Genomic DNA, 15,986 nt, shown 5'->3' with positions numbered 1-15,986 from the left:
CCCAAAAAGCAAAGCCCGCATCTGCGGGCTTTTTTTTCATCCGACTGGCGAAAACGTTCAAATCATTGCGATTTCCTAACCCAGCTCCCCTTTTCAGGTTTTCTCTTAAGGGAACACAACATCAATACGTTAACATCTCGATGACTTTGAGGTTTTTCAGGAAAGGAATCCATGCCGTTCAAATCTATGTCGTTTTGCTACCCCTGGCGTCCCTATCAATCCCGTGTGTTGGAGGCTATTCATGAGCACCTGAACGATCAGCGGCTTCATATTGTTGCCGCCCCTGGTGCAGGCAAAACGACGTTAGGTTTGGAAGTGTTCCGCTTATTAGCGAAACCGACGCTGGTGCTTTCCCCAACCCGTGTCATTCGGGACCAGTGGATTGATCGCCTAAAAGATTTCTGCGAATCCGACAATGTTCATGAACTGCCTTGGATCAGTAATTCCATTACAGCGCCAAAAACACTCACGTCGATCACTTATCAGGCTTTGCACACCAAGCTTTCCGATGTTCTGGAAAGTGAGGAAGATGAAGCCGCGACACTTGAAGACGACGATGGCCTCGAAGGCGAAGAAGTTGACTGCTTTATTCAGCTTCTGCAAACCCACAAGATTAAAGTTCTGATCCTCGACGAAGCCCATCACCTTCGCAATGAGTGGTGGCGAGCGTTGGAAAAAGTGTGTCAGGAAATTCCCGACATCACGCTGGTCTCCCTGACTGCCACACCACCTTACGACGCCCAAGGCCATGAATGGACGCGATACGAACAGCTATGTGGCCCCATTGACGAAGAAATCTCAGTTCCCGAGTTGGTGAAAGCCGGCACGCTCTGCGCCCATCAGGATTATGTTTGGGCCTGCAATGCGACCCAAAAAGAAAGCCAACAAATCGAAGAATACGACGAGCAAGTATCTGCCCTTTGTCAATCACTGTTCGACAATCCAACCTTCGAAGCCGTCGTACTTGCTCACCCTTGGCTGAATGAAGGTGATATTGAGCAGGCAGTGATCAAACAACCAGAAATCGCCATTGCAATACTGAGCTTTCTGAAAGCCAAAAATCTTACGCTCGATGCAAGGCTAAAAACACTGTTGGACCTCACTACTGCCGATATTCCAGAGCTTGGCCGGCATTGGTGGCAGGTGTTAATTGAAACGGTACTCTTCTCCAACACCTTCCAGCATAACGAAGAACATCAGTTATTTATCGACGATTTGAAGAAGCAGCTAAGAGCCAATGAGCTCCTCTACAAACGCGAATTATCACTTGAACGTTCACGCCGTAATGACCGATCGCTTGCGTTAAGTGGCGCCAAGGTAGAAGCCTGCAGCAAGATTCATCACCTTGAACTGAAAAAACGTGGCGATTCCTTGCGACAGGTCGTTTTGACTGACTATATCCGCGACGAAAACCTGACATCAGAAATCGATGCTGGAGAGACCAATCTCGGCGCTTGGCCCGTGTTTAAAGCCATTACCTCAGACTCACCCATTCGTGAGCAGGTGGGCTTGCTGACAGGTCGTCTGAGTATTGTCCCCACTCCACTATTGCACGACCTCATTGCGCATATTGGTCATGACAAAATCAAAGCCCAAGCCATGGGAAATGAAGGGCAATATCAGAAAGTCACCGCTCCGCTGAACCAACTCACCGTCGCTTTCACCGCGCTGCTGATGGAAGGCAAGCTCAAGGTATTGGTCGGTACACGTTCATTGTTGGGCGAAGGTTGGGATGCACCCGCAATCAATTCGTTAATCCTCGCCAGTTCTGTCGGTTCATTTATGCTTACCAACCAAATGCGCGGACGGGCAATCCGTATTGACAAAAACGTGCCGGACAAAATCAGTTCGATTTGGCATCTTGCCGCCATTAACGTAAAGGCTTTTTCCGGTTGGTCTGACTATTACAGTCTCAAACGACGTTTCGATACTTTTGTCGGACTATCTGAGAAAGACGATACCATTGAAAGTGGCTTTGGCCGTATGTCGGCTATATGGCTAGAGCATCATTATGTCAAAAAAGGGACCTCGCCGATTTTCTCCAACAACTCGCAAATGACCCAGCGCTTTGAAGATATTGAGCAAGTGGGTACGCGCTGGAAAAAGGCACTGACGATAGAAGGCTCAGCGCGGGTATTGCCATCTGTCAAAACACCACAAATTCAGGCGCTCCGCGGTTATATGCTCAAAAACAGCTGGCGCTATTTGTTTTCACAGCTGCTTATCACCTTGTTCGGCACCGTTTTTTGGACAGTGCACTTATTCCAGAGCTCTAGCAACGTATTGTTACTGCTGGCTATGGCACTCACTGCCACCCTTATCTACAAATTTCCGCAAACCGTCGCGACGACCAAAACCTTGCTACGTTTCTTACCGGTGGATGGGGCACTCAAGCAAATGGGGTTAGCTTTGGCCGAAGCGCTTTGTCAGGCGGGATTTGTTGAAACTTCAATTCGCAGAATGAAAGTGAGCGTCTATGAAACGGCAGATGGGCAATTCTATCTTTCCCTATCCGGCTGCAGCTTCTATGAGTCCTCGGTATTTGCTGACTGCATGCACGAAATCCTTTCGCCTATCGACAACCCAAGGTATCTGGTGATTCGCGAAGGTAAATTTATGGGCAGTAAACGTGATGACTACCATGCTGTCCCACTTAGATTTGGGGCAAAGAAAGAAACAGCCATGATCTTCTACAAAGCTTGGTGTCAGCATGTCAGTTTATCTGAGCTGATCTACACAAGAACACCGGAAGGAAGACAGGCGCTCTTGCAGGCCAAAATGAAGGCCTTTTCGTCAAACTTCGAAAACGAAGTCAAACGTCAGGATCGCTGGAACTAATAAGCGCATTTACAACACTAAACTGTCTTCATAACAATACATACAGGTATGAATTAACCAGCACAATTTGACCAAAAAAGAACCAAAGCCTGACATAAACTTAATGGTTTTCGTTCTCAAGGCGTGTCAATTTTGTCTGACTTTATTAACAATGCATTGTGTTCGGACAGTTACGCACTCACTATCAATGACGTACAGCTTGCTGTGCACTCTGTTTGGATAACTATTCAGATGGAGAAAGCAACAGGTCACCTATCCCTTTGCCATGCAGGTGACTTGTTGCACCCATTCAAACAAAAGCGCCCACCGGTTTGGTGGGCGTTCTTGTTTGAATCTCAGCGTTAAATCAATGATTCAATACCGTAGTCTTTGCCATAGTGTTCAACAACAAAGTCGATATCCTTGTCGCCGCGGCCAGACAGATTTAAAAGAATCGATCCCTTCTCGCCTTGTTTAGCCAACTTCAAGGCGTAAGCGACTGCGTGGGAAGATTCAATGGCTGGAATAATGCCTTCAAGACGAGAAAGCTCAAAGAAGGCATCAATCGCTTCATCATCACTCACCGTGCCATAATTCACTCGTCCAGCATCTTTTAAGTAACTGTGTTGAGGACCGACAGAAGGATAATCCAAACCACTGGCCACCGAATGTACTTCCTGAGGTTCGCCGTCTTTGTCTTTCAACATATAGGACTTAAAGCCATGCATGATGCCCGGCTCACCAAGCGTCAGAGTTGCGGCATGCTCCCCTTCCACATTGAGTGAACGACCCGCTGGCTCTGCGCCATGAATAGCCACCTCGTCATCTTCCAAAAAGGCCGTAAACAACCCCATCGCGTTAGAGCCACCACCAACACACGCCACCAGGTTGTCAGGTAAACCACCGGTCATCTCTTTGAACTGTTCTTTGGCCTCGTTACCGATAATCGATTGAAAATCGCGCACCATCATTGGAAACGGATGCGGCCCAACTACAGAGCCAATCGCATAGATCTGACTCACGGGATCTTTCATGTAGGCTTCAAACGCAGAATCCACCGCTTCTTTCAGTGTTTTGCGACCATGGGTCGCTGGAATCACATTCGCACCCAAAATGCGCATGCGCACGACGTTAGGATGCTCTTTTTGAATATCCACTTCACCCATGTAGATGTCGCATTCCAGCCCCACCAATGCTGCGGCTGTTGCCAGTGCAACCCCATGTTGACCAGCTCCAGTCTCAGCGATCAGCTTCTTTTTGCCCATTTTCTTTGCTAGCAAGGCCTCACCCAGACAGTGGTTAATTTTGTGGGCACCGGTGTGGTTGAGATCTTCACGCTTTAGGTAGATGTCAGCACCGTACTTGGCTGATAGATTTTCCGCATGAAATATGGGACTTGGCCGACCGACAAAATGCTTGTAAAGACGGGCGAGCTCGGTTCTGAAAGCTGGGTCTTTCCGGCATTCCTCATAGGCCGCCGCAATTTCAATCATGATGGATTCAAGTTGCGGCGGGATAAAACTGCCGCCGTATTCACCGAAATATCCCTGTGCATCTGGTAGTGCATGTTCGAAGGTATTTTGCATGGGTCACTCCTGATCTCTGTCCTTGGATGATCCCTTTATGCCTTTCTAAAAGTTGGCGTAAAGGCTGATGAATAGCCCACACAAAATATATTGATTAAAGGAGAAGCAATACGGTAAATCGGCAGTTTTGTGACAATCAATCGCGGGACGCATCTCAAATCACAGCTGTTTATGGTACTTTGAATTAGAATTTCATTATTTCCTTAATAAAAACATTGCGTTAGTAAGACTTTTGTTTCATCCCACACTTTACGTGTGTCTATTACCCACAAATGACTGTAAAGCTGGACAATTTAAAACCTGCCGACAACCAACAATCCATCTGTGAGAATCCAATATCGCGTTTTTATTCAGTAGGATAATTCTTATCTCCGACACAAGTTAATGCCCACTAATACAGTCATATTGGTATGGCCTTTCATGCATTTGGGCACAAACAACGTCAATAATGTAGATAGAAGGAAATAACAAATGACAGCCATATATGGATCTTCCTGCGGTGACACCATCATCAGCGACTGCAACGTCGATTGGATTTACGGCAAAGGTGGAAATGACTACATCATCGCCTATGGCAACGAATGCCTCATCGACGGTGGCGATGGTCACGACAAAATCATAGGAAGCGGCAGTAAGGATCACATCAAAGGTGGTAATGGGAACGACTGGATTGAAGGCGGTTGTGGCGATGACAAGCTAGAAGGTGGTAACGGTTGCGACACTATTCAGGGTGGCGATGGAAATGACCTGATTTACGGTGGTTGTGACGACGATGCACTCTATGGCGGAAATGGTAACGACACCTTGAAAGGCGAATGGGGAAATGACTTCCTGCAGGGTGGTTGTGGCGACGATAAACTTTGGGGGGGCGATGGACACGATACTCTCTTCGGTGGCGATGGGAATGACTATCTTGATGGTGGTTGCGGCAATGATGTCATGAAAGGCGGCAACGGCAATGACAAGTTGGTTGGTTACTATGGCGATGATCAGTTGTTTGGTGGTGCAGGATGCGACGAGCTGTTCGGCGGTTGCGATAACGACTATCTGCATGGTGGCGACCACAACGACTACCTGAATGGCGGCTGGGGAGACGATAAGCTGGTTGGCGGGAACGGTGACGATAAGCTGGACGGAGACTGTGGCAATGACACTCTTGACGGTGGCTGCGGTAACGACAAACTCGATGGTGGTTGGGGTAATGACCTGATTGCTGGCGGTCAGGGTAATGACATTCTTACAGGTAATTGCGGTAAAGATACCTTCTACTTTGATGCTCATGACGGCTGCGACAAAATCACCGACTTCAATTGCTGGGATGACAAAATCCAGATTGATGATTCGCTCGCTACCTCTATTCACCAGATCAACATCACTAAATCAGGCGGTTGTATCACCCTGGATTTCTGCGACGGTACGTCTGTTCAGGTGAACAATGTTTGGGGTTGCTTCGACGCCAACTGCATCGACTTTGTGACAGGTTGCGAGCTGGTTTAAGCATTTCATTTAACTCACGTTTAAGGCGGCTCTGGCCGCCTTTTTTGTATTGCGTCTACCTTTTGGATTTCAAAAGGATGGTTTGCGGCGCATTGGTTTTTGTCATACTGTCGATGTCATCGCAACGCACTTTTTCCGCTCAAGGATGACACGGAAATCATGGAAAACAGCCTCAGCATTCGCGCCTATACCCGGCAACGACAAGGTCATGCACATGACTACCATCAGTTGGTTTTACCCATTCAGGGTACTATCCAGATAGAACTGGATGACTATTCTGGCGGGGTTAGCGTTGGCGAATGCGTTGTTATTCAAGCCGGCACCTTTCACCACTTCCGTGCCAACGAGTCTGCCCGGTTTATCGTGGCGGACATGACCGAACTGCCAAAAAACATCACCGCACCAGACTTCGCGGTGTTTTCCATCAGCGCCCCGTTGTTGAGTTACCTCTATTTCGTGGAAAAACAGTTGGAACATGAGGTAGATGATTTACTGGAAGGCGCGGTGTTTGATGTTTTCTCTCGTTTACTCGCGCAACAGGAAAACAACGAAGTGCCGGATCCCCGTATTCGTGCTGTCCAATCTCACATTGTCGAGCATCTTGATGCCGAGCTTTCCATAGAATCTCTGGCTAACATAGCCTGTCTAAGCCCTACCCAATTCAAAAAGCGTTTCAAAGAAATGCTGGGAATGAGCGCTTTTCAATACATCACCCTGCAACGGATGGAAAAAGCAAAAGCCTTACTTACGCATACAGACTTACCCGTCCAGTTAGTATCAGAGCGGGTGGGTTATGGCGATATTTCTGCGTTCAGCCGCCGTTTTTCAACGTACTTCGGCATGTCACCAAGAGTCTTCGCGGGTAATAGGGAATAAAGCGCCCTTTCAGCGTCAACAAGCGTCCTTTCTGCAAAGTCTTAGACTAGTTTCATCGCTATCCTTTCTGTCATTCGAACGTATAACATTTGGACCGTTGAGTGATGAAAGGCTTCTTCACAAACATAGACAGCACGCTTCAAGGTAGTCTGGCCATTCTGTTTTCCTCGATTCTCTGGGGGACCACTGGCACAGCTGCGGCTTTCGCACCAGACATCAGCCCCTTAGGTATTGGTGCTTTTTCCATGGGAGTAAGTGGGTTATTACTTGCATTCTTGGCAAGAAAACCACTTCAAGCCGATTGGTCGCTGATTCTTCAGTCTCGTGCCGCTTTGCTCATTGGGGTTGTCGCACTCGCGGTATATCCCCTCGCCTTTTACTCTTCTATGCGCATGGCTGGTGTTGCCGTCGGCACTGTGGTGTCGATTGCCAGTGCACCTTTTATGACGGTCGTCATTAACCGTCTTTTCGGCAAAGCCAATATAGTAAGTTTCCGCTGGGTGATGAGCTTTTTACTGGGCACAATTGGCATTGTCATGCTGACGTTTGCGGAATCCGCTCACACTGCCGTTTCTTCTGACAGCAGCCAGAAATTACTCGGTGTATTGCTGGGTCTAGTGGCGGGTCTGTCCTACGCTATTTATGCTTGGGTAGCGAAGCAGCTGATCGATACTGGCGTAAAATCTGATTCAGCCATGGCAGCGATTTTTGGCTTAGGCGCATTACTGCTGCTGCCGACACTGGCATTCACGGGTGATAACCTGTTTTCAACCTGGAGTAATGCCAGCGTCTCACTCTATATGGCATTGATCCCTATGTTTGTTGGCTACCTCGCTTTTGGGTTTGGACTTCGTCACGTTGACGCCAGCAAAGCCACCTTATTGACCCTATTTGAGCCCGTTGTCGCAGCCTGTTTCGCGGTGTTAATCGTCGGGGAGGTTATCGCACCTATTGGCTGGATTGGCATGGCACTTATCATGGTTTGCTTGGTATTGCAGGCGACAGAAAGTAAGGCGAAAGCACCACAAGAGATCGCCACTGACTGTACACAAGCCTAATAAATTGGCGACGTTTCCTGATTTGACACAAACCCGAGGTTAGCTTTCAGTTAAATTAGCGGATACTTAAGGAACAATGCGAGGTAGACATGAAAAGAACAGGTGGTTGTCAGTGTGGCAAGGTGCGCTACGAAGTCACTGGTGAGCCCATGCAGCAGGTATTTTGCTATTGCTCAGATTGCCAAACCCGTACTGGTGGCGACAAGTGGTTTGGTATCTGGTATCACCATGACAACTTTAAATTCACAGGGGAAGTGGAAACCAAAACCTTCACCCGCAAAGGAAGTTCCGGTCACGACGTTCACCAGCATTACTGCCCTGAATGTGGTGTCACTGTCTGTGCGGATATCACGATTGGCCAGTTCTACACCATTGCAGGGCCATCATTCGATGATGCCGAGAGTCTAGAACCCAAAATGGCCATTTTCACCGCGTCGGCACCCAAGTGGGCAGTGTTACCGACCACCATTCCAGTGTTCGACACCTTCCCTTCGAACATGTAATAACCAATACATACAACGCGTGAAGGCAGCTTCACGCGTTGTCACTGGGTTCGTTTTTCTTCATTGATATCGATGACGTACTCGAAAATGTCATTCACATCTTCTTTCGTTAGACCATTGCGGAATGCAGGCATAGAATCACTGTCACCATACATCACCTGCGCAATCAAGCGGGATTTGTAACCCAAAGGTGTATCTAATGCCTGATAGATATTCTCGGGCTTGGTCGCTAATGCATTGGCTGCTGTACCATTACCTTGCCCATAATCCCCATGACAGACAAGGCAATTTCTCTCGTATAACGCTTTGCCATTTGCCAGATTAGGTTGGCTGAAATGCGCCCGCTCGTATATCCCAAGCCCAATAAAACCAAAGGCTGTCAGCAACAACGCGGAAAATAAGAAGATGAACCCCTTTTTCATGGTGTAGCCTCTCATTCAATGACAACCCATTAAACCAGAGGCTTGTGAACTTTATGTCAAGGCAATGACGTGGTTCGTAAAAATCCCGATACTTCCGCCGTGCAGCCTCCAGCTTCGTTATCGTTCAGGGAAACCTGCCAGTCATGTTTGCGCGCAATCTCGTTGGCAATGACAAGCCCAAGGCCATAGCCTTTTGGCACCTGACCAGAACTTTGCAAACCAATCCCACTATCTGCCACCTGAACGCCGTCTTCAGTCAATGTAATAGTGACGTTCCCTTCTGTGGTGTAAGTGAAAGCATTTTTTATGAGATTGCCGATGAGGATGCCGACCAACTTACGCGACACGACAAGCGTAGGTGCTTTTTCTTCAATAACCTCCACAATCACCTTGTTCCCTTCAAGCAAGGTCGTGAAGTGTTCAGCCAACTTTTCAATTTCAGCTTTGGTGAGTTCCCATGGTTCCACCTCATCATGACTGTCACGCGTCAACGAAAGCAGCGTCTCTACATATTCCTGCATAGCCTCAACAGCGTTCAACATACGAACTCGCTGTTTGGCAACAAAATCGGGGTCGTTGGAATGCTCAAGCAATGTCAGACTGCCTTGCATCACCATCAAAGGGGTTCGCAATTCATGGCTTGCGAATCGGTTAAAAGCCCGCTCGCGTTCCAGCATTTCAGAAATCTGTGCCTGATAAGTGTTAATGCTGTCCGTCAAGGTCACCAGCTCCACGGTTTTTCCCGTTTCTGGCAGCGATAACGGCGAAACATCGCCTTTGGATTTCTCTCTCAACTGCTGTACGAGGGAAGACAATGGCGACGTCAGTCGTTCAGAGATCCGGAGCACCACCAGCAGGCTCAGAATGAGCAACCCAAAAGAAAGCAGCAACTGATTCGTTTGCGACTTCATCGCCTTATCTTCACTGAGCTCAAAGATAGGATCTGAATTGACGATATACACATCCTTCAGAATCCCCTGATGTTCTATGTTGACCTTCATGATGAAGAAATCCGTCGCTTGCGCTAAGCCACGTTTATAGATTTCTGTCGCCACATTCAGTGGCAAATCAGGCGTAACCGTTAAACTCTCTGGAATGTTATCGAATCCAACATAAGCAGTGGTAAACGCATTGAGTGGGACTATATCTCTGGTGAGCGTGTCTGGGTCGATCCCTTGCGCTATCTGGTCCATGCGATATTGAGCTGTGAAATGCTCTAGGTTCTCGACGGTGGTTTCAAAGACAGTGAAATGGATGGTGATGATGGCAAAGGCGACAACGGAGAAATAGGTGAAGGTTAGTTGCTTGGCAGACTTTATCTTACTCACGCTGCATCCCCTCCACTTTTTACCATTTGATACCCCACTTTCGGCACGGTGCGGATATAACCAAACTCAAACGGTTTATCGATAAGGTTTCGAAGCTGGTATACATGGCTGCGAAGCACATTTCCTTCTGGTTCGTCATCGCCCCAAAGTGCAGTGCTGAGTTCTTCTTTCGTCACTACTTTAGGCGCGCGACTCATCAGAAGGCGCAGTAGTGTGAACATAGAGGGGTTGAGTACAAATTGGCAGCCACGACGACTCGCCGTGTAAGAAGATAAATCCAGTGACAGCTCATCAAAGGTTAAGCGTTTGGCGGAAACGTCCCCGGATTGTCGGCGATGCAGCGCATTTACGCGCGCTTCTAGCACTTTCAAATCAAAGGGTTTAACCAGGTAATCGTCTGCCCCATGATCAAAGCCTGACACAATATCATCGTTCTCACCCATGGCAGTAAGCATCAGCACTGGCGTATCAATCCCCGCTTCTCGCAGCTTTTTGCATACCGTCATGCCATCCATTTTTGGCAACATCACATCAAGGATGATGATGTCGTAATGCTGCTCACAACTCAGCGACAATCCCTGAGAACCTGTCAAAGCATGATCCATGGTATGGCCCAGAATCTCAAAGTAATCAAAAATCACACCCGCAATATCTGCATGATCTTCAACGAGTAAAATTTTCATTCTTCACCATCAAGTCGCTGATTTACACCGTCATTCTCACACAAAAAATGTAGAAAAAAAGTCGATAACGCTTTTTTCACTGCTCGCAGTTTACCTTGCTTTCAACATAGCAAGGAGTGACGACGATGACAGTAATTCACTACATCTCACCGACTTCGGACAAACGGACAACACCACTGATTTCAGTCGTCATCCCGTTTTATAACGAAGAAACGGTAATTCAGGCATGCCACGAACGCGTGGTTACCGCCCTCGATAACCTAGGTTCTCATTGCGAAATCATTTATATCGATGACGGAAGCAGTGATGACAGCGCGCAAATGGTGTCGGAACTGTCATCTGAATTGCACGACATCAGCTTAATACGTCTTAGCCGCAATTTTGGCAAAGAAGCCGCCATGTCCGCTGGCATCAAAGCCACGCGGGGTGAAGCCGTTGTGCTGCTGGATGCTGATTTACAAGACCCACCGGAACTCATTCCAGAGATGGTCGAACAATGGCAACAAGGCTATGACGTTGTCGATATGCAGCGCCGTGAAAGGTTGGGAGAAAGCGTATTTAAGCGTTACACCGCGGCCATTTTCTACAAGGTGCTGAACCGCCTTTGTGATGTGCCAATCCCCGAAAATGTCGGTGATTTCAGACTACTGGATCGCCGTGTCGTCGACACCATCAACGATCTGCCAGAGCGTACCCGCTTTATGAAAGGACTTTTTGCCTGGCCAGGTTTCCGTCGCACTGTGTTGCAGTTTGACCGCGACCCGCGTCTTGCAGGCCAAACCAAATGGAATACCTCCAAGCTGGTCAATCTCGCCGTGGAAGGCATTACCTCTTTCAGCACCAAACCTCTGCGCCTTGCGACTTTTGCAGGCGTTGCCACTGCCTTGGGTGCAGCGGCCATGGCAGCTGTGATTTTCCTGAAAACCATGATCTGGGGTGACCCTGTTGCAGGGTATCCAAGCATGATTTTAGTCGTGCTCATTCTTGGCAGCATTCAACTGCTCTCCATTGGCCTAATGGGTGAATACATCGGACGTCTGTTTATCGAATCCAAACAGCGCCCGCTGTATTTGGTTGATACCCATTTCACCGCACCCGCAACACATCCCTCAAAAGCTGTTACTGAGAAAACACAATGAAAACCCTCTTCAACAAACTTTCTTCTTTGAGCCTTTGGCAATTGGCAATCGCCATGATCGCTATTTCTTTGATTGTCCGTTTCGCTTCCCTTGCTATGTACCCTCTGATGGACACCACAGAAGCAAGATATGGTGAAATGGCGCGCATCATGTTCGAAACCCAAAACTGGGTGACCCCGATGTTCGACTACGACGTGCCTTTTTGGGGTAAGCCGCCACTATTCACATGGCTTAGTGCAGGCGGTATTGCCCTTTTTGGCAACAACGAATTTGCAGTGAGACTCCCTCATCTATTCGTCGGTATGGGGATTATTGGGTTGGTTTACCTTTTCGCCGTCAACGCGGGAAAATCCCGCTCTGAAGCTGCGCTGGCGGCCGCTGTTTTAGCGAGCTGTGCAATATTCATCGTCATTTCTGGCGCTGTCATGACAGATACGGCCTTAACATTAGGTATTACCATCACCATGGCCAGTTATTGGTTAGCGCTGGAACGTCAATCCAAAACTGCCGGTTACCTGTTCTTTGTTGGTTTGGCCATTGGCTTACTGGCAAAAGGTCCACTGACGCTGGTTTTGGTTGGTATCAGTCTGGGGCTTTGGATATGTATTGGCGGTCGTTGGCTGCAACCATTTCGAGTGCTACCTTGGAAAAGCGGACTCCTGCTAATGTTAGCCATTGCGCTGCCTTGGTACCTGCTTGCCGAATGGCAAACGCCGGGCTTCTTGAATTATTTCCTGATTGGCGAGCATTTTATGCGGTTTGTGGTTTCCGGTTGGGAAGGCGATCTCTATGGCACTGCCCACAACGAAGCTCGTGGCACTATCTGGCTGTTCGCCATTCTTGCCGCGCTTCCCTGGACACCCGTTTTCTTCTACCAGCTTTTCCGTCGCTTCCGCGCTGGCTCGGAAAGTATCTCTAACAACTATATCAAGTTCCTGTGGTGCTGGATGCTCGCCCCATTGCTACTGTTCACTTTCGCGGGGAACATACTTTCAAGCTATGTCATGCCAGGCATTCCTGCCTTTGCGCTTCTGATTGCCGCCTATCAGAGCGAAAAGCCGCTGACGTCGAAGATCTATCTAACCGGCTTTATCACGCCAGCACTCATCATCGGAGCAGTCACAGCAATATCACTCGGCGTAACCGGGAAAACTGGAGAGAATTCACTGATGTCGCTTTGGCAAAAGCAGCCTGAAGCGCAATTTTCAGACCTGTATTACGTCGGCCACAGACCTTTTTCTGCTCAGTATTATTCGGATGGAAAAGCACGCAAAGCGCAGGGAGAACTCGACGCCACCATTGAAGGGTTAAACCAACCCGCCTTTATTGTTCACTCCACCAAAGAAGTGAATGTCTTTGATAACTGCGAAAAGCGCGGAAATAGTGACAAGCGGGTATTGATTTACTGCACGCCGGATAATGGTTAAGGAAAAGGCGACATTGTGTCGCCTTTGCTCACTCGCGTTAATGGCTAGCAGCCGCCTTTTGTGTTCCTACGGATAAGGTTACGAAGCGGTTGCGCACCACGGTAAATCAGCAGAGACGCCAAAATCAGCGAACAGCCCGCAATCTTGTGGGCAGGCATGGCTTCGTGATACCACACCACACTCAGAATCACGGTCCAAACTGGCTCTAAAATCATAATGATTGCAGCGTTTGCTGCACTCGCACCCTTCTGCCCCAAGGTTTGCATGAGATAACGGAGACTGGTCGCGACAAGCACACTGAGCCCAAACCACACCCAGATATTTGATGGCACATGTTCTGGCCAGGTTTCCGTGAGCAGTGAGGCAATCGTTGCCACTACACCTGTCACAAACAGTTGCACGCAGGTCAGTACTAACGCAGGAATACGCTGGGCATAGCGGCTATTCGCGTTGAAATGAATCGCCAGACACACTGCCGCCAGAAGGAACCAGATTTGGCTTGCAGATAACTGCCAACCCACACCACCAAGTGACAGCAGTGCCAGACCACACACTGCGATTGGCATCGACACCCAGAAGATGCGCGCAGGTGCTTGCTTAAACAGCAACCAAGCAATCGGTGGTACAAACAGCATGGAAAGGCTCATGATGAATGCACCCTCACCAATCGAAGTACTGACGGACATGGCATATATCCATGAAAGCAGTGCGCAGGAAAGAATGCTTCCAACCCCACCCGCGCGGATGAGATCAGCCTTTTCCGAACGTCTGAATGCCTTTAGACAGAAAGGAAGTAAAAATAGGGATGCAGCAATAAAGCGAAGGCCAACAAAACCAAATGGTGGCAATCCTTGAATCGCCTCTTTAGAGAAAATCCAGCCCCAAGCTGCCAGTACAGTAGCAAACAACAAAATCAAAGAAGCGCGTCTTTCAGACAACATTTCACACCAAAAATGAAAAGAACAAAGCGGAGAGTATTATCCCACTCCGTTTCAGCGCTGAACATTGAAATTGCGAGAAATAACAAAAAAAGCGGTGCCGAAGCACCGCAAGAGTCAGAAGGAGCTCGCCAGCTCCGTATATGAGCGACACTCCGCCCTCCTGGGGGAATTAGGAGGAACCAAGTACCGCAGTCATATCCGTTTTTATGTTGTCAGATTGAGTACCAAAGATAGCCTGCAAATTGTCACCAACCACCATTACATCGACAGCACCCAGCGCTTTAATTGAGTCGATATTGGCTTGCTTGATGTCCTTCAGGTTCACACGTAGTCGGGTGATACAGGCATCCACATTTTGGATATTGCTCTTGCCGCCCATAGCAAACACCAAGTTGTGAGCCAGTTCTTCACCAACAACGTTGGATGTTGCCACTTCTGCTTCGGTTTCACTTTCACGACCCGGCGTTTTCAAATCGAACGTGGTAATCGCGAATCGGAACAGGAAGTAGTAAAGCGCCGCCCAAAGAGGGCCAATGATGGCGTAAAGTGCTGCATTTTCTGACAGCCCCCAGTAGAGGAAGAACTGCAGCGCACCGTGGGCGAAATCAGTGCTGTGGAGGATTTCAAAGTAGTTCGTGATGGCAAAGCCAATGCCAGTCAGCACACAGTGTACAAAGTACAGAACCGGTGCGACGAACAGGAAGGTGAATTCGACAGGCTCCGTAATACCGGTTAACCAAGAGGTGAACGCAGCGGATGCCATCAAGCCACCTACCATGACTTTTTTCTCTGGTGCCGCGCAGTGATACATCGCCAATGCAGCCGCTGGCAAAGCCCACATGGTGTACATAAAGCCACCACCAAGACCGGTTGCTGTTTTGTCACCGGCGAAGAAACGTTGCAGCTCACCGCGCACCACATCGCCGTTTTCGTTGACGAAGCTGCCTACTTCGAAGAACCACACCGCATTCCAAACGTGGTGTAAGCCCAGTGGGATCAGCGCACGCTCAACAAAGCCATAAATGCCGAATGCAGCTGGTTGACCAAGCCCACTCACTGCATCAATACCACCGTAAATACCGGCACTCACCAGCGGCCAGACAAAGGCACAGGCGATACCCAGGAACAGTGACACAAAGGCAGTAATGATCGGCACAAAACGCTTGCCGGCAAAGAAGGCAAGATAGTCTGGCAGCTTGATAGTGTGGAATCGGTTAAAGAAGTAAGCTGCAAACGAACCAATCAGGAGCGAACCGAATATCCCGGTGTTCAGGCTGTTTATCCCCATCATCTGGGTGAGATAGCCCTGATGCGCCTCAATACCACGAAGTACAACGGTTTGTCCCATCGCCGCATTGAAAACCACCCAGCCCGCCACAGCAGCCAACGCCGCAGTACCATCATTGTTTTTCGCCAGGCCAATCGCGACACCAATGACAAATAGCAGCGTGATGTTGCCGAAAATCATGTCTGCAGATTGCATCATGATTGACCAGAATGCATCTGGGAAGAACAGTTGTTGCGTTAAACCAAAGTTACCGACACCGAGCATTAAACCCGCAGCTGGCAACACAGCGACAGGCAGCATCAGCGAACGCCCGACTTTTTGTGCTTGTCCAAAGAATGAGCTGAACATAACAGATCCCTCTTAAATGAAAGTGTGTGTTTCCCGGCCTCAATGTGTCGGGATGCTTTCATCTTATTTCGCT

At 48.6% G+C, this 15,986-nt stretch carries 14 protein-coding genes; 8 read left to right on the top strand and 6 right to left on the bottom strand.

Annotated elements, in window-relative coordinates:
• Window positions 1-171 precede the first annotated feature (171 nt).
• Both GCE9029_RS03210 and GCE9029_RS03205 read left to right on the top strand, forming a co-directional pair.
• A complete protein-coding gene (locus GCE9029_RS03210; protein WP_062661000.1) occupies window positions 172-2,838 on the top strand; it encodes a DEAD/DEAH box helicase family protein in 2,667 nt (888 codons plus the stop codon).
• A 132-nt stretch (window positions 2,839-2,970) separates the two neighbouring features.
• Window positions 2,971-3,183: a hypothetical protein gene (locus GCE9029_RS03205; RefSeq protein WP_062660999.1), complete on the top strand. Its 213-nt coding sequence runs from the start codon at window positions 2,971-2,973 to the stop codon at window positions 3,181-3,183.
• Here the strand turns inward: GCE9029_RS03205 and trpB are convergent.
• Entirely contained in the window at window positions 3,180-4,403 is a 1,224-nt protein-coding gene (gene trpB / locus GCE9029_RS03200) for a tryptophan synthase subunit beta (protein WP_062660998.1), read from the bottom strand. The two genes, GCE9029_RS03205 and trpB, sit on opposite strands and share 4 nt — an antisense overlap.
• Window positions 4,404-4,874: 471 nt before the next feature.
• On the opposite strand from trpB, the gene GCE9029_RS03195 reads away from it, so the two are divergent.
• The 4 genes from GCE9029_RS03195 (at window position 4,875) to GCE9029_RS03180 (ending at window position 8,337) form a co-directional block, all read left to right on the top strand.
• Complete coding sequence (locus GCE9029_RS03195) at window positions 4,875-5,900, top strand: calcium-binding protein (RefSeq protein ID WP_062660997.1); 1,026 nt, start codon at window positions 4,875-4,877, stop codon at window positions 5,898-5,900.
• Between the two features lie 159 nt (window positions 5,901-6,059).
• Window positions 6,060-6,776 carry an AraC family transcriptional regulator gene (locus tag GCE9029_RS03190; RefSeq protein ID WP_062660996.1) on the top strand — a complete coding sequence of 239 codons (717 nt, stop codon included), beginning with the start codon at window positions 6,060-6,062 and terminating at the stop codon, window positions 6,774-6,776.
• A gap of 104 nt (window positions 6,777-6,880) precedes the next feature.
• The gene (locus GCE9029_RS03185; RefSeq protein WP_062660995.1) at window positions 6,881-7,834 is read left to right on the top strand and encodes a DMT family transporter; all 954 of its coding nucleotides are present in this window, start codon (window positions 6,881-6,883) and stop codon (window positions 7,832-7,834) included.
• A gap of 89 nt (window positions 7,835-7,923) precedes the next feature.
• Window positions 7,924-8,337, top strand: a complete 414-nt coding sequence (locus GCE9029_RS03180; RefSeq protein WP_062660994.1) for a GFA family protein — start codon at window positions 7,924-7,926, stop codon at window positions 8,335-8,337.
• A gap of 41 nt (window positions 8,338-8,378) precedes the next feature.
• Here GCE9029_RS03180 and GCE9029_RS03175 read toward each other — a convergent pair whose 3' ends face one another.
• The 3 genes from GCE9029_RS03175 to GCE9029_RS03165 are packed head-to-tail and all read right to left on the bottom strand — an operon-like array spanning window position 8,379 to window position 10,770.
• Complete coding sequence (locus GCE9029_RS03175; protein WP_062660993.1) at window positions 8,379-8,759, bottom strand: c-type cytochrome; 381 nt, start codon at window positions 8,757-8,759, stop codon at window positions 8,379-8,381.
• Between the two features lie 56 nt (window positions 8,760-8,815).
• Window positions 8,816-10,087: a sensor histidine kinase gene (locus tag GCE9029_RS03170; protein WP_062660992.1), complete on the bottom strand. Its 1,272-nt coding sequence runs from the start codon at window positions 10,085-10,087 to the stop codon at window positions 8,816-8,818.
• Window positions 10,084-10,770 carry a response regulator transcription factor gene (locus tag GCE9029_RS03165; protein ID WP_062660991.1) on the bottom strand — a complete coding sequence of 229 codons (687 nt, stop codon included), beginning with the start codon at window positions 10,768-10,770 and terminating at the stop codon, window positions 10,084-10,086. The genes GCE9029_RS03170 and GCE9029_RS03165 overlap by 4 nt, the downstream gene beginning before the upstream one ends.
• 125 nt (window positions 10,771-10,895) lie before the next feature.
• Here GCE9029_RS03165 and GCE9029_RS03160 point away from each other — a divergent pair, with 125 nt between their 5' ends.
• Together GCE9029_RS03160 and GCE9029_RS03155 are read left to right on the top strand one after the other, a co-directional pair.
• Window positions 10,896-11,909, top strand: a complete 1,014-nt coding sequence (locus GCE9029_RS03160; RefSeq protein ID WP_062660990.1) for a glycosyltransferase family 2 protein — start codon at window positions 10,896-10,898, stop codon at window positions 11,907-11,909.
• Complete coding sequence (locus tag GCE9029_RS03155; RefSeq protein ID WP_062660989.1) at window positions 11,906-13,336, top strand: ArnT family glycosyltransferase; 1,431 nt, start codon at window positions 11,906-11,908, stop codon at window positions 13,334-13,336. Before GCE9029_RS03160 ends, GCE9029_RS03155 begins: the two co-directional genes overlap by 4 nt.
• A 44-nt stretch (window positions 13,337-13,380) precedes the next feature.
• Here the strand turns inward: GCE9029_RS03155 and GCE9029_RS03150 are convergent, their stop codons facing one another.
• The gene (locus GCE9029_RS03150; RefSeq protein ID WP_062660988.1) at window positions 13,381-14,277 is read right to left on the bottom strand and encodes a DMT family transporter; all 897 of its coding nucleotides are present in this window, start codon (window positions 14,275-14,277) and stop codon (window positions 13,381-13,383) included.
• 169 nt (window positions 14,278-14,446) lie between these two features.
• The gene (gene ptsG, locus GCE9029_RS03145) at window positions 14,447-15,913 is read right to left on the bottom strand and encodes a glucose-specific PTS transporter subunit IIBC (RefSeq protein WP_062660987.1); all 1,467 of its coding nucleotides are present in this window, start codon (window positions 15,911-15,913) and stop codon (window positions 14,447-14,449) included.
• Window positions 15,914-15,986 lie beyond the last annotated feature (73 nt).

Origin of the sequence: Grimontia celer, assembly GCF_900055185.1 — a bacterium.
GTDB lineage: Bacteria > Pseudomonadota > Gammaproteobacteria > Enterobacterales > Vibrionaceae > Enterovibrio > Enterovibrio celer.
Note: the sequence above shows the minus strand (reverse complement) of the source record. Positions and strands in the feature narration are given on the sequence as shown.

What these genes read in the sequence shown, in the direction of transcription:
- GCE9029_RS03155 (WP_062660989.1), top strand. Translation starts at nt 11,906, where the DNA reads ATGAAAACCCTCTTCAACAAACTTTCTTCTTTGAGCCTTTGGCAATTG.
- GCE9029_RS03175 (WP_062660993.1), bottom strand. Translation starts at nt 8,759, where the DNA reads ATGAAAAAGGGGTTCATCTTCTTATTTTCCGCGTTGTTGCTGACAGCC.
- ptsG (WP_062660987.1), bottom strand. Translation starts at nt 15,913, where the DNA reads ATGTTCAGCTCATTCTTTGGACAAGCACAAAAAGTCGGGCGTTCGCTG.
- GCE9029_RS03190 (WP_062660996.1), top strand. Translation starts at nt 6,060, where the DNA reads ATGGAAAACAGCCTCAGCATTCGCGCCTATACCCGGCAACGACAAGGT.
- GCE9029_RS03160 (WP_062660990.1), top strand. Translation starts at nt 10,896, where the DNA reads ATGACAGTAATTCACTACATCTCACCGACTTCGGACAAACGGACAACA.
- trpB (WP_062660998.1), bottom strand. Translation starts at nt 4,403, where the DNA reads ATGCAAAATACCTTCGAACATGCACTACCAGATGCACAGGGATATTTC.
- GCE9029_RS03210 (WP_062661000.1), top strand. Translation starts at nt 172, where the DNA reads ATGCCGTTCAAATCTATGTCGTTTTGCTACCCCTGGCGTCCCTATCAA.
- GCE9029_RS03185 (WP_062660995.1), top strand. Translation starts at nt 6,881, where the DNA reads ATGAAAGGCTTCTTCACAAACATAGACAGCACGCTTCAAGGTAGTCTG.
- GCE9029_RS03150 (WP_062660988.1), bottom strand. Translation starts at nt 14,277, where the DNA reads ATGTTGTCTGAAAGACGCGCTTCTTTGATTTTGTTGTTTGCTACTGTA.
- GCE9029_RS03180 (WP_062660994.1), top strand. Translation starts at nt 7,924, where the DNA reads ATGAAAAGAACAGGTGGTTGTCAGTGTGGCAAGGTGCGCTACGAAGTC.
- GCE9029_RS03165 (WP_062660991.1), bottom strand. Translation starts at nt 10,770, where the DNA reads ATGAAAATTTTACTCGTTGAAGATCATGCAGATATTGCGGGTGTGATT.
- GCE9029_RS03195 (WP_062660997.1), top strand. Translation starts at nt 4,875, where the DNA reads ATGACAGCCATATATGGATCTTCCTGCGGTGACACCATCATCAGCGAC.